Source organism: Streptococcus sp. HMSC077F03, from assembly GCF_001812375.1.
GTDB lineage: Bacteria > Bacillota > Bacilli > Lactobacillales > Streptococcaceae > Streptococcus > Streptococcus oralis_S.
This window is the reverse complement of the sequence record NZ_KV808749.1, coordinates 1-14298: the sequence shown is the minus strand read 5'-3', so window position 1 is coordinate 14298 and position 14298 is coordinate 1. Positions and strand designations below refer to the sequence as shown.

Genomic DNA, 14298 nt, shown 5'->3' with positions numbered 1-14298 from the left:
TTTTTTCATTATTTTTCTTAAGGCACCTTAATTATAAAAAATATGATAAAAACTTAAGAAAATTCAACAAAATTTTAGGGAAAGTCAGAATAAGTCTACTCATTAACGATAATGATAAATCTATTGATAAACTTTGACATTTAATAGTGAACTGTAACTATTATTTCTAACTCGATTTCTCTATAAAAGAGGAAAAACCAGCGTCTTTTGACGCTGGATAAAAGCTACTTAGATCATTTAACAAGAAACTAAATTGCTTCTGTAACGAAGCTACGGCTTTCAAGTACCTTAAGCATGGCATTAGCTGTATCTAGGGCTGTAAAGAGTGGTACACCATGTTCGATAGCTGAACGGCGGATTTGTTCACCATCTTCATCAGCAGTTCGTTTGGTTCCGACAGTATTGATGATCGCTTGGATTTTCCCTTTACGAACAAAGCTTGGAATATCCTGATCATCATCACCAATCTTACCAACAGGTTGGGCTTGAAGTCCATGACTAGCAAAGAAAGCAGCTGTCCCTTCTGTTGCAAGGATACCGTAGCCAATATTTTGGAAACGACGAGCCAAGTCCAAGGCTTCATCTTTGGCATCATCAGCGATGGTAAAGACAACATTTCCAAAGGTTGGCAAGTGCAGGTAAGAAGCTTCAAAAGCCTTATAGAGAGCTTTTTCCAAAGTAGTATCAGAACCCATAACTTCCCCTGTTGACTTCATTTCAGGACCTAACAAGCTGTCTACCTTAGCTAGCTTGGTAAAGGAGAAGACTGGCGCCTTGATATGAACGCGAGTGCTTTCTGGATAAAGTCCATCTTGGTAGCCAAGTTCTTCAAGACTTTGCCCAAGAATGAGCTTGGTCGCTACCTGAGCCATAGGAATATTGGTTACCTTAGAAAGGAATGGAACCGTACGGCTGGCACGTGGATTTACCTCAATAACATAGACTTTCTCATCCTTGATGACAAACTGAATGTTCATCATCCCAAGACAGTTAAGGCCGATTGCTAGGCGTTTAGTATAGTCTGCGATGGTTTCCTGCACCTTTTGAGACAAGGTTTGTGGTGGGTAAACGGCCATTGAGTCACCTGAGTGGACACCGGCACGTTCGATATGCTCCATGATACCAGGGATGAGGACATTTTCTCCGTCTGAGATGGCATCCACTTCACACTCTTGCCCAACGATGTAAGAGTCAACAAGGACTGGGTGGTCTGGACTGGCCTTAACAGCGGTACGCATGTAAGAACGAAGGTCTTCTTCGTTTTCGACGATTTCCATAGCACGTCCACCCAAGACATAAGATGGACGAACGAGGACTGGGAAACCAATCTTGCGAGCAGCAAGCACCGCTTCTTCTTCATTAGTTGCTGTTTGTCCTAGTGGCTGTGGAATATCCAAGTCTTTAAGGGCTTGCTCAAAGAGGTCACGGTCTTCGGCACGGTCTAGGTCAGCTACTTGGGTACCAAGAATGGTCACACCTGCTTTTGCCAAGGGCTCTGCAAGGTTGATAGCTGTTTGACCACCGAACTGAACGATAACGCCTTTTGGTTGCTCCAAATCAATGACATTCATAACATCTTCAAAAGTTAATGGCTCAAAGTAAAGTTTGTCTGATACCGAGAAGTCTGTTGAAACGGTCTCTGGATTTGAGTTCATGATGATAGCTTCATAACCAGCAGCCTGAATCGCCTTAACAGAGTGAACGGTTGCGTAGTCAAACTCAACCCCTTGTCCGATACGGATTGGACCTGAACCTAGGACTAGAACGGATTCCTTGTCAGATTTGATAGATTCATTTTCCCAACCATAGGTTGAATAGAAATATGGTGTTTCAGAGTCAAACTCCGCCGCACAAGTATCGACCATCTTGTAGACTGGGACAATCTTGTTTTCCAAACGAAGCTGGCGAACTTGGTCAGCTGTAGTATTCCAGAGTTCAGCAATCTTACGGTCTGAAAATCCATTAAGTTTGGCAGTTTTCAAAACGTCTAGATCTTGTGGATGGGCACCCAATTCTTGCTCAATTTCAAAGATGTGTAAGAGTTTATCTAGATAGAAGATATCAATCTTCGTAAGCTCAGCGATTTCTTCTGGCGTGTAACCACGGCGAATAGCTTCTGATACGTAGAAGAGACGGTCATCTTGGGCCTTGACAACCTTTTCAATCAAGGCATCATCAGAAACAGATGCAAGTTCAGGCATTTCATTGTGGTGAACTCCAATTTCAAGAGAGCGACATGCCTTGAGAAGTGACTCCTCAATGTTACGACCAATAGCCATGACTTCCCCAGTCGCTTTCATCTGAGTTCCAAGACGACGCTCACCTTTTTCAAACTTGTCAAATGGGAAACGTGGAATTTTCGCAACCACGTAGTCAAGGGCTGGCTCAAACATGGCATAGGTTGAACCTGTAACTGGGTTGATAACCTCATCCAATGTCAAACCGACGGCAATCTTAGCAGCCAATTTGGCAATCGGATAACCCGTCGCCTTAGAAGCAAGGGCTGACGAACGCGATACACGAGGGTTTACTTCGATAACATAGTACTTGAAGCTATGCGGATCAAGGGCCAGCTGAACGTTACACCCACCTTCAATCTTGAGTGCGCGGATAATGCTCAAGCTCGCGTCACGTAGCATTTGGTTTTCATAGTCTGACATGGTTTGTGCAGGAGCAAATACGATAGAATCCCCTGTATGAATCCCAACTGGGTCAAAGTTTTCCATGTTACAAACAACGAGGGCATTGTCAGCTGAATCGCGCATGACTTCGTACTCGATTTCCTTGAAACCTGCGATTGAACGTTCAATCAAACATTGGGTAACAGGTGACAGTTTCAACCCATTTTCAGCGATTTCACGTAATTCTTCTTCGTTGGCACACATACCACCACCAGTACCACCAAGGGTAAAGGCTGGACGAACGATAACAGGGTACCCGATTGATGCCGCAAAGGCAACAGCTTCTTCCACTGTGTTGACAATTTCAGATTCAGGGATCGGCTGCTCAAGCTCTTCCATCAATTGTTTAAAGAGGTCACGGTCCTCCGCTTGGTCGATGGCAGATAATTTAGTACCTAGAAGCTCTACTCCCAATTCATCTAGAATACCGTTTTTAGACAATTCCATGGCCATATTGAGTCCTGTCTGACCTCCAAGAGTTGGAAGCAAAGCATCAGGACGTTCCTTACGGAGAATACGTGTCACAAACTCAAGTGTAATCGGTTCGATGTAGACCTTGTCCGCAATCTCCTTATCCGTCATGATGGTGGCAGGATTTGAGTTCACCAAGACAACCTCATAACCTTCCTCTTTCAAAGACAAGCAGGCCTGGGTCCCAGCGTAGTCAAACTCAGCAGCCTGACCAATAATAATCGGACCAGAACCAATCACCATAATTTTTTGAATATCAGTACGTTTAGGCATTTATAAGATATTAAGGGCGTCAAGCGGACAAAGCTAAAATAGGAGTTATGACGAAGAACTATCAGTTCTAGGAATAACTATCTTTTTAGCACCGTCCGTAGCCCGTATTCAGTTCAGCAAATACGGACCACCCTTCTCCTTTCTATTCGTCGCCTCACAGAGCGACATTAAATAAATTCAACGACGATTTTTTAGAGAAACGATATTTTTTCGATAAAAAATCTAGTGCAGGGAGTTTTTAGTTCGCATGATAGCGACTAAAAGAAACGACCTGCCTTTCTATTCGTCGCCTCACAGAGCGACATTAAATAAAGATACAAAGGGCGAATTGAGAGCGATTGAATTTTAGGAAACCAAGGAAAGATTGACAATCCAAGTTGGTTTCTCTAAATTCCGAGCTTTCCGTCCGTGTTCAGTTACATAAATTCTCCGATGAGCTTTTACTCGTTCTTAGTTTGATTGTTTAAAAGCTTCCATCATCTCGATAAATTCATCAAAGAGGTAGCTAGCGTCGTGTGGACCAGGGGCTGCATCTGGGTGGAATTGAACAGAAAAACCTGGTTGGTATCTGTGACGTACACCTTCAACTGACTTGTCATTGATTTCTTCGTGGGTGATGATCAAATGCTCTGGCAAGTCCTCACGGCTGACTGCATAACCATGGTTTTGGCTAGTAAAGTCTACACGGCCTGTAGCAATCTCACGTACCGCGTGGTTAAATCCACGATGACCAAATTTCATCTTGTAGGTCTTAGCTCCGTTTGCCATGGCAAAAAGTTGGTGTCCCATACAAATTCCGAAGATTGGAATTTTCCCTTGAATACCACGAATCATGTCCAGTGCTTCTGGAACGTCTTCTGGGTTACCTGGACCATTTGACAACATAACTCCATCAGGATTTAGGTGGAGAATTTCTTCTGCCGTCGTTGAATACGGAACAACCGTCACGTTACAGTTACGCTTAGAAAGTTCACGTAAGATGGAGTGCTTGAGCCCAAAGTCTACTAAGACCACACTCAAACCAACTCCAGGAGCTGGATAGGAAGTTTTAGTGGAAACTTGTTTGATATTGTCTGTCGGCAAGACTGTTGCTTGGAGCTGATCCGTCACATGGTCCATGCTGTCCCCAACGTGGGTCAAGGTTGCACGCATGGTACCATGCTTACGGATAATCTTGGTAAGTGCACGCGTATCAATCCCTGAAATACCTGGAATTTTCTTAGCTTTCAAAAATTCATCCAAGGTCATTTGATTCCGCCAGTTGCTAGCTCGACGCGCCTCTTCGAAAACGACAACTCCCTTACAAGTTGGAATGATGGATTCATAATCATCACGGTTAATTCCATAATTTCCCACCAAAGGATAAGTAAAGGTCAAGATTTGTCCATTATAAGACTGGTCTGTAATGGATTCTTGATAGCCGGTCATCCCTGTGTTAAAGACGATTTCGCCTGTTACATCAATATCTGCGCCGAAGGCCTTGCCTTCAAAAACTGTGCCATCTTCTAATACTAGAAGTCTTTTTGTCATATTTTCACCTCTCGTGGACGCTCACTGGCGTCTTTTAACGTCTTGTGTTTTAGTTGGCGTTTCTACTCGCCAATACGGATTCTAAGATTGCCATTCGAACAAAGACACCGTTGGTCATTTGTTGGACAATGCGTGATTTCGGAGCTTCAACCAAGTGGTCAGCAATTTCCACATCTCGATTCACTGGAGCAGGATGCATAATGATTGCTGTTTCTTTTAAGCGATTATAGCGTTCTTGGTTCAAACCGTGTTGAGCATGGTAGTCTTCTTTTGAAAAGACTGCTCCACTATCATGGCGTTCATGTTGAACGCGGAGTAACATCAAAACATCCACCTGATCAACAATCTCATCAATAGTTACAAACTGTCCATAGTCCGCAAACTCTTGACTTCTCCATTCCTCAGGCCCTGCAAAGAACAGTTCAGCTCCCAAGCGTTTCAAAATCTGCATATTGGATTTGGCAACACGTGAGTGGTCCAAGTCACCTGCAATAGCAACCTTGAGACCCTCAAAATGGCAAAATTCCTCATAAATAGTCATCAAATCAAGCAAGCTCTGGCTAGGATGTTGTCCCGAACCATCCCCACCATTGATAATGGAGGTCGTAATCGATGGACTCGCAATCAACTCTCTGTAATAGTCAACCTCTGGGTGGCGAATCACACAGACATCCACTCCTAGAGCAGATAGTGTCAAGATGGTATCATACAATGTCTCACCCTTATTGACTGAGCTAGTCTTCACATCAAAGTCCAGTCGCTCGAGCCCTAGCTTAATCTCTGCCACTTCAAAGGACTTATGTGTCCGTGTAGAATCTTCAAAGAAGAGATTCGATACGATAGGTTTGTCCTCGTAGGGGAGTTGGGCTCCGTTTTTAAACTCGATTCCTCGTTTGATCAATTTCATCACTTGATCAACCGTGAGGTCTTCCATGGAAACCACATGGTTCAATGCTTGTTGATTTTCTGACATGGCTACTCCTTCAGCTTTCTAAGCTTCTTCAGTAATCAGAACTCTGTCTTGGCCATCAAGTTCTGTCATCTCTACGATGATTTCTTCAGAACGACTGGTTGGGATATTTTTTCCAACGTAATCTGGACGGATAGGCAATTCTCTATGTCCACGGTCAACTAGCACCGCAAGACTCACGCGCGCAGGACGACCATGGCCGACAATGTTATCGATCGCAGCACGGATGGTACGGCCTGTATAGAGTACATCATCCACCAAGATAACCTCACGGTCAGTCACATCAACAGAAATCAAAGAAGTATCTTCTCCGCTTTTAACATCATCACGGAAAGGCTTGGTGTCCAATTCCACAACAGGAACAGTGATATTTTCCAACTGCTCCAAGCGTTCTTTGATACGATGAGCGATGAAAACACCACGCGTTTTTATCCCCGCTAGGATAATTTTATTCAAATCTTTATTGCGCTCAATAATCTCATAAGTAATTCGCGTGATCGCTCGTTTGACAGTCAATTCGTCTACAACTTCTTTTGTCTTCATGACAAACCTCCAAAAAGAAAAGTCTCCTTCTACAAGGAGACTTGAAATGTATAGCCAAGCGAGCCCTACTGTATACAGTATAGACTTCACCCTTCTACTTTATCGCGCTCCTTGCCTGCCTCACGGGACAGGTTTAAAGGACTATTTAGTTACCATTTACTATAGCACAAAGCACCCTTAAAATCAAGCAAAAACTTTTTCAGAGTCCCCTTAAACATTGCTAAAATCATATAATTGGGGATAGTGGTCACATTCTGGATTTTTAGGATGGCAGATAGCTCGTCCAAAGTAAATCATAGCCTGGTGAGCTGCTAACCATTCTTCTGGTGGCAAGACATCCATAACACGTTTTTCTACTTCAAGTGGCGTAGCTGATTTTTTAACGATATCGTGATGCTTACAGATACGCTCCACATGAGTATCCACTGCAAAGGCTGGGATCCCAAAGCCCACACTCAGTACGACATTTGCTGTTTTACGTCCAACACCCGCTAGACTTTCTAATTCCTCTCGAGTCTGAGGGACTTGACCATCAAAATCGTCTAGTAACTGTTGGGCACATTTTTTAAGGAATATGGCCTTATTTCGATACAGTCCCAGGCGAGAAATGTGTGAAGCAATTTCACTCTCTGTCGCGACAGACATGGCTTGCGGCGTTGGAAAAGCAGCAAAGAGACCTGGCGTCGCCTTATTTACCGCTGCATCTGTCGTCTGAGCTGACAACATCACTGCAACCAGTAGTTCAAAATGATTGCGAAAATCAAGACTAGGCTTAGCATCTGGAAAAAGGGCAATAATTTCCTCTATGACATGACGGGCACGTTTCTTGGATAAAACCATCTACTCGTCTCCATCAAACAGTCCTTGCAAGCCAGCAAATGGACTGTTTTCTTCTTTCTTGACTGTTTGTTGAGCTTGATATTCGTCTTCAGTCATGATTTGCCAGTCATTTCCTGACACAAAACCTTGGCCCGCCTCTTCTTCTGCCGTCAAGACCTTGATAGGGATATTGAGCAGAATATTATCTGCTACGCTCTCAGAAAGGTCGATTTCCCCATTTTCGATAGGCAAGACCAAATCATCATCTAGAACTTCCTGGTCTAGTTGGTTGGTCGCTCCTTCCATGAAAACTTCTGTGACTGGATAAGATTCAGCCAACTCAACTGGCTCCATACTGCGGCTGGAAGCAAGGACAATGGTATATGACAACTGATAGTCTAAGAAATACAGACGGTCTTCGTACTGTACCTTCCCCACTGCAAGGATATCTTTGACATCTAAAATCTCTTGGTTCCGTTTACGCAAGTCTGCTGCCAGGTCTAAAGCTTGTTCAAAATGCAGGCCTTCAGGTTGCTTACGAATTTCTTGAATATTTAACTTCATATTTCCTCCATAAAGATGTACTCACTTGATTATACCATGAAAAGGCTATAAGTCAGCCTCCCAAACTTTGATATTAAAATCTCATTTTTTAACATATTTACTATGACAAACTTTCCTATTAGTGCTATACTATAGGCAAGAATACATCAGAGCAAGGAGGATGCTCATATGGAAGACAAAGCACTCATCACTGAAGCTTACCAACTCCTTTCCGAGTTAAATAAAAGCTTCCAAAGCTGCAAACAAGGAACAGCTGATGATCTTCGACTGCAAGAGCTGCTGAACACCACGCTTAAGGAACTAAAAAAAGCAGAAATGCTGGACAACAGTATCTTAATCGACCTTGAGAAATTTTACCAACGCACCAGTCTTCTGATTGGACTAGGGAGCCTAAAACTAAATGATCAAGCTCGTGCTGCTTGGCGCAACTATGACAAGTTCCACTACGAACATGTCAAACACGTATTGACTCTCTATGGACCTGTTTTTGGATTTTAGATCTTGAAATCACTTGTTTTCTATTGACAAAATTTCCTGAAAGGTATAGGATAGAGGTACTAATACTCGGAGGTAAGGGAGACATGAACAACTAATCTATTAAATAAAGAATCTTTATTTAGTAGATCTTGTTTTTGTCTCTTTTTGTGTGCTCTTTTTATACTAGATTTTCTAGTATCTTGTCCTCATTGAAAATCGAAAAACTAGAAAGCTATGCTCCTCTTGGGTTGGGTTAGGCAACTCCAAGCTAGTTTGACGAGTTTTTCAACGAGGATAATAGAGTTTTGACAGTGACTTTGGGCTCTACTAGATAAAGTAGAGCTTTTTGTTGTGCACTATCGACATTCTAGAAAGGGCAACAATATGATAAAAATCAATCATCTAACTATCACGCAAAACAAAGATCTACGAGATCTTGTATCTGACCTAAGCATGACTATCCAAGACGGGGAAAAAGTTGCTATTATTGGTGAAGAAGGAAATGGCAAATCAACCTTGATACGAGCTTTAATGGGGGAAGCATTACCTGATTTTACTATCAAGGGCGACATCCATTCTGACCTTCAATCACTGGCCTACATTCCTCAAAAACTCCCTGAAATCCTGAAAAGTAGGACTCTCCACGACTACTTCTTTTTGGATTCTACTGAATTAGACTACAGTATTCTTTATCGTTTGGCGGAGGAGTTGCACTTTGATAGCGACCGTTTTGCTAGCGACCAAGAAATTAGCAGACTATCAGGGGGCGAAGCTTTGAAAATTCAGCTCATCCACGAGTTAGCAAGACCTTTTGAGGTTCTATTTTTAGATGAACCTTCAAATGACCTAGACCTTGAGACGGTTGATTGGCTAAAAAGGCAGATTCGAAAGATTAGGCAAACTGTTATTTTCATTTCCCATGATGAAGACTTTCTTTCTCAAACGGCAGATACTATTGTCCACTTGCGACTGGTCAAGCATCGGAAAGAAGCGGAAACGCTAGTCGAGCATTTAGACTATGATCGCTATAGTGAGCAGAGAAAGGCAAATTTTGCAAGACAAAGCCAGCAAGCTGCTAACGACCAGAGAGCCTATGACAAAACCATGGAAAAACATCGCCGAGTTAAGCAAAATGTAGAGACTGCACTTCGAGCTACCAAAGACAGTACTGCCGGTCGCCTATTGGCTAAAAAGATGAAAACTGTTCTCTCTCAAGAAAAACGCTTTGAAAAGGTAGCTCAGTCTATGACTCAAAAACCACTTGAAGAGGAACAAATCCAACTTTTCTTTTCAGACATCCAACCATTACCGACTTCTAAAGTCTTAGTCCAACTGGAAAAAGAAAATTTGTCCATTGGCCAGCGCATTTTAGCTCAGGAGTTACGACTAACGGTCCGTGGTCAAGATAAAATCGGTATCATCGGGCCAAATGGTGTTGGAAAATCAACACTGTTAACCAAATTGCAACAACTGCTCAGCGCTAAAAGAGAAATATCGCTTGGTTTTATGCCACAAGATTACCATAAAAAACTGCAATTGGATTTATCTCCAGTAGCCTATCTCAGCCAAACTGGGGAAAAAGAGGAACTACAGAAAATCCAATCACACCTAGCCAGTCTCAATTTCAACTATCCAGAGATGCACCATCAAATCCGCTCCCTATCTGGCGGGCAACAAGGTAAACTCCTACTTTTGGATTTAGTGTTGCGCAAACCAAACTTTCTCCTTCTGGATGAGCCTACACGTAATTTTTCTCCCACTTCTCAACCCAAAATCAGAAAACTCTTTGCCTCCTATCCAGGCGGTCTAATCACTGTTTCGCATGACAGACGCTTCTTAAAAGAGGTCTGTACGAGTATCTATCGTTTGACAGAAGAAGGTTTGGAAGTTGTTGATTTACAAGATTTATAAATGTTGAATATAGCAAAAATCCAGAGAAATCTCTCTGGATTTTTTTTTACATGTGTTTCAAGCGTTCGATTCGTTCTGAGATAGGTGGGTGGGTATAAAAGAGTTTTTGAAGTCCGCCACCTTTCTTAGGATCATTGATATACAGAGCGCTGCTGGCATCATCGACATGGTGATGCATCGGCTCGCTATTGTCCAACTTGCGCAAGGCATTGATCATCCCTTGAGGATTGCGAGTCAGCTCCACACTGGACGCATCCGCCAGAAATTCCCTCTGACGGGAAATGGCTAGTTGTACCAAGGTTGCTGCGAGAGGTGCCAGAACAATGGCTAGGAGAGAGATAACAAGCATGATAATCTCCAAACCATTTCCATCACGATCATTATCGCTCCGTCTTCGACCTGCGCCACCCCACCACATCATCCGACCAGCCATACTAGATAGCAGGGTAATAGCACTAGCAAGAGCAACAGCAATGGTCGAAATGCGGATATCGTAGTTTCGGATATGACTGACTTCATGACCCATGACCGCTTCTAGCTCCTCACGATTCATGATGGCTAGGAGACCCGAAGTAGCCGCTACTGCTGCATTCTGCGGATTCGAACCTGTTGCAAAGGCATTTAAAGAAGAATCCTCAATGATGAAAACACGTGGCATGGGGATCTGAGCGACCATAGCCATATCTTCTACTACATGGTAGAGGTCTGGAGCTGTTTGCTCATCAACCTCACGCGCCCCATTCATAGACATGACAATCTCTGTCGATTGAAAGATCATGGTCAGAGCGTAGATAAGACCAATAATCAAGGCAATAATCATGCCACCAAGACCTGAGCGCATGAAGAGATAGCCAACCGCATAACCAACCAAGCCTAAGAGTAGGAAGAAAACCAGCAACAAAATCCAGGTTTTTCGTTTATTGCTCGCAATTTGATCAAACAACATCTTAGTCACCTAATCCGCTAAAGTCAACTTTAGGAACAGCCTTTTCCTCTTCAGGTGTTTGAAGGAAGTCTGCAGCTTTAAAGCCAAATAGTCCTGCGATGATGTTACTTGGGAAGCTTTCAAGTTTTACATTGTAGTTGCTGACAACACTGTTGTAGAGTTGGCGTGAATAAGAAATTTTATTTTCTGTATTGGTCAACTCTTCTTGCAATTTGATAAAATTAGCACTAGCTTTCAAGTCTGGGTAATTCTCTGCTACTGCAAAGATACCAGAAATCTGGCGGGTAAGGGCATCACTAGCCTTCATAGCTTCTGCCGGTGAAGTTGCTGTGGCTACTTGTCTACGAAGTTCTGTCACTTTTTCCAAGGTAGAACCTTCATATTTCGCATAGCCTTTGACTGTTTCAATCAAGTTTGGGAGGAGATCATTACGACGCTTCAACTGAACATCGATCTGGCTCCAAGCCTCCTTGGTCTGCATACGATTTTTAACCAAACCGTTATAGCTAACAATCACAAAAATAACAATCAGAGCCAAAACTCCAAGAATAATCCAAGTCATAATCTTATTCCTTTCTGCTTTTAGATTACTACCAGTATATCAAATTTTTAACGAATATGGTAAAATAAGATGATACTAGAGAAGGAAACTACTATGAAACCAGAAACATTTTACAGCCTACTAGCTGAGCAAAATCTTCCACTTTCGGACCAGCAAAAGAACCAATTTGAACGCTATTTTGAGCTCTTGGTCGAGTGGAATGAAAAGATTAACCTGACCGCTATTACAGACAAGGAAGAAGTTTATCTCAAACATTTTTATGATTCGATTGCGCCTATTCTGCAAGGTTTGATTTCAAATGAAACTATCAAACTTCTTGATATCGGGGCTGGGGCAGGATTTCCTAGTCTGCCTATGAAAATTCTCTATCCACAGCTTGATGTGACCATCATTGATTCGCTCAATAAGCGCATCAACTTCCTTCAGCTTTTGGCTCAGGAGTTGGATTTGGATGGTGTTCACTTCTACCATGGACGGGCAGAAGACTTTGCCCAAGACAAGAACTTCCGTGCCCAGTTTGATATGGTGACAGCTCGTGCGGTTGCCCGTATGCAGATCTTGTCTGAACTGACCATTCCCTATCTTAAAGTTAGCGGCAAACTATTGGCACTCAAGGCCAGCAATGCTCCTGAGGAATTGCTAGAAGCCAAGAATGCCCTCAACCTCCTCTTTAGTAAGGTAGAGGACAACCTCAGCTATGCCCTGCCAAATGGAGATCCGCGCTACATCACTGTGGTCGCAAAGAAAAAAGAAACCCCAAATAAATATCCACGTAAGGCTGGCATGCCCAACAAACGCCCACTTTAAACAATAGTGCACCCTTGTTTAAAGTTCAGAAAACAATTTACAAAATCAGCCTCGCTCTTACATTTCTAGGCTCGGGAAAAAATGATTTGCAAAATCAACCTCGCTCTCACATTTCTGGGCTCGGGAAAAAATGATTTACAAAATCAACCTCGATCTCCCATTTCTAGGCTCGGGAAAAAATGATTTACAAAACGAACCTCGCTCTCGTATTTCTGGGCTCGGGAAAAATTCGTTTACAAAACGAATTTTTTCTGCTATACTATCCTAAGCAAAGGTTTTTAATGTCATCCTGTGAGGTGACGAAGGCGCAGATTTATATAAATTTTTAAAAGATAGCTATTTTTTAAAAAGTCTTACTCTGAGGGCCTATTGCTGCAAAATAATGGGCTCTTTTTTGGTGCCCAAAAGTGAGGTTTTTATGAAACAGGAATCAACTGTTGACTTGTTACTAGACGTTGATCAACGTCCTTCTGCTGGTAAAGGTATTCTTCTAAGCTTCCAGCACGTATTTGCCATGTTTGGTGCAACCATTCTCGTTCCCTTAATTTTGGGAATGCCCGTATCGGTTGCTCTCTTTGCATCCGGTATTGGAACACTTATCTACATGATTTCTACTGGCTTTAAGGTTCCAGTTTATCTAGGTTCTTCATTCGCCTTTATCACGGCTATGTCTCTAGCCATGAAAGAAATGGGGGGCGATGTATCTGCTGCTCAAACGGGGGTAATCTTGACTGGTTTGGTCTATGTCCTTGTAGCAGCAAGTGTTCGTTTTGCAGGTACAAAATGGATTGATAAACTCTTGCCCCCAATCATTATCGGACCTATGATTATCGTTATCGGTCTTGGTCTTGCTGGTTCTGCTGTAACGAATGCTGGACTTGTAGCAGACGGAAACTGGAAAAACGCCCTTGTAGCCGTTGTTACATTCTTGATTGCCGCCTTTATCAATACAAAAGGAAAAGGTTTCCTCCGTATCATTCCTTTCCTCTTTGCCATCATCGGTGGGTACATCTTCGCTATGATGCTTGGTTTGGTTGACTTTACCCCAGTCCTTCAAGCAAACTGGTTTGAAATTCCTGGTTTCTACTTGCCATTTAGTACAGGTGGTGCCTTTAAAGAGTACAACTTGTACTTCGGTCCTGAAACAATCGCCATCTTGCCAATCGCTATTGTAACAATTTCAGAACACATCGGAGACCACACAGTTTTGAGCCAAATCTGTGGCCGTCAATTCCTGAAAGAACCAGGACTTCACCGTACGCTTCTCGGTGACGGTATTGCAACATCTGTATCTGCTTTCCTCGGTGGACCAGCCAATACGACTTACGGTGAAAATACAGGGGTTATCGGGATGACTCGTATCGCTTCTGTCTCAGTTATCCGTAACGCAGCCTTTATCGCCATTGCTCTTAGCTTCCTAGGTAAGTTCACTGCCTTGATTTCAACCATTCCAAATGCTGTGCTTGGTGGCATGTCCATCCTTCTCTACGGAGTTATCGCCAGCAATGGTTTGAAAGTTTTGATTAAAGAACGCGTTGACTTCAGTCAAATGCGTAACCTCATCATTGCTAGTGCCATGTTAGTACTTGGACTTGGGGGAGCCATCCTCAAACTTGGGCCAGTTACACTTTCAGGTACTGCTTTATCAGCCATGACAGGAATCATCTTGAACTTGATCTTGCCACACGAAAATAAAGACTAATCATCTATACAAATCATAACCACCCGTCTAACGGGTGGTTTG

The 14298-nt window shown here is 42.9% G+C and carries 12 protein-coding genes; 4 read left to right on the top strand and 8 right to left on the bottom strand.

Going from position 1 to position 14298, the window contains the following annotated elements; translation table 11 throughout:
* Positions 1-248 precede the first annotated feature (248 nt).
* The 6 genes from carB to HMPREF2853_RS00465 all read right to left on the bottom strand — a co-directional run bounded on the left by carB (position 249) and on the right by HMPREF2853_RS00465 (position 7851).
* Positions 249-3425, bottom strand: a complete 3177-nt coding sequence (gene carB, locus HMPREF2853_RS00490) for a carbamoyl-phosphate synthase large subunit (RefSeq protein WP_001126413.1) — start codon at positions 3423-3425, stop codon at positions 249-251.
* Between the two features lie 450 nt (positions 3426-3875).
* Complete coding sequence (locus HMPREF2853_RS00485) at positions 3876-4955, bottom strand: carbamoyl phosphate synthase small subunit (protein ID WP_000166843.1); 1080 nt, start codon at positions 4953-4955, stop codon at positions 3876-3878.
* 49 nt (positions 4956-5004) lie between these two features.
* A complete protein-coding gene (locus HMPREF2853_RS00480) occupies positions 5005-5928 on the bottom strand; it encodes an aspartate carbamoyltransferase catalytic subunit (protein WP_001293847.1) in 924 nt (307 codons plus the stop codon).
* An 18-nt stretch (positions 5929-5946) separates the two neighbouring features.
* Positions 5947-6468, bottom strand: coding sequence for a bifunctional pyr operon transcriptional regulator/uracil phosphoribosyltransferase PyrR (gene pyrR / locus HMPREF2853_RS00475; protein ID WP_000850018.1), 522 nt, complete (start codon positions 6466-6468; stop codon positions 5947-5949).
* Between the two features lie 210 nt (positions 6469-6678).
* Positions 6679-7308 (bottom strand): endonuclease III, encoded by a 630-nt coding sequence (gene nth / locus HMPREF2853_RS00470; RefSeq protein ID WP_000244428.1) that lies wholly within the window; start codon positions 7306-7308, stop codon positions 6679-6681.
* Entirely contained in the window at positions 7309-7851 is a 543-nt protein-coding gene (locus HMPREF2853_RS00465; protein ID WP_000773193.1) for a YceD family protein, read from the bottom strand.
* A gap of 168 nt (positions 7852-8019) precedes the next feature.
* Between HMPREF2853_RS00465 and HMPREF2853_RS00460 the strand changes: the two genes are divergently transcribed.
* Positions 8020-8349 (top strand): hypothetical protein, encoded by a 330-nt coding sequence (locus HMPREF2853_RS00460; protein ID WP_000389546.1) that lies wholly within the window; start codon positions 8020-8022, stop codon positions 8347-8349.
* A gap of 330 nt (positions 8350-8679) precedes the next feature.
* A complete protein-coding gene (locus tag HMPREF2853_RS00455) occupies positions 8680-10239 on the top strand; it encodes an ATP-binding cassette domain-containing protein (RefSeq protein ID WP_002880424.1) in 1560 nt (519 codons plus the stop codon).
* A gap of 46 nt (positions 10240-10285) precedes the next feature.
* On the opposite strand, the gene htpX is transcribed toward HMPREF2853_RS00455, so the two are convergent.
* Complete coding sequence (gene htpX / locus HMPREF2853_RS00450) at positions 10286-11185, bottom strand: zinc metalloprotease HtpX (protein WP_070534550.1); 900 nt, start codon at positions 11183-11185, stop codon at positions 10286-10288.
* Between the two features lies 1 nt (position 11186).
* The gene (locus HMPREF2853_RS00445; RefSeq protein WP_049479068.1) at positions 11187-11747 is read right to left on the bottom strand and encodes a LemA family protein; all 561 of its coding nucleotides are present in this window, start codon (positions 11745-11747) and stop codon (positions 11187-11189) included.
* 93 nt (positions 11748-11840) lie between these two features.
* On the opposite strand from HMPREF2853_RS00445, the gene rsmG reads away from it, so the two are divergent.
* Together rsmG and HMPREF2853_RS00435 are read left to right on the top strand one after the other, a co-directional pair.
* Positions 11841-12554 (top strand): 16S rRNA (guanine(527)-N(7))-methyltransferase RsmG, encoded by a 714-nt coding sequence (rsmG, locus tag HMPREF2853_RS00440; RefSeq protein ID WP_070534548.1) that lies wholly within the window; start codon positions 11841-11843, stop codon positions 12552-12554.
* Between the two features lie 418 nt (positions 12555-12972).
* Positions 12973-14256 carry a uracil-xanthine permease family protein gene (locus HMPREF2853_RS00435; protein WP_000808282.1) on the top strand — a complete coding sequence of 428 codons (1284 nt, stop codon included), beginning with the start codon at positions 12973-12975 and terminating at the stop codon, positions 14254-14256.
* The last annotated feature ends 42 nt before the right edge of the window (positions 14257-14298 follow it).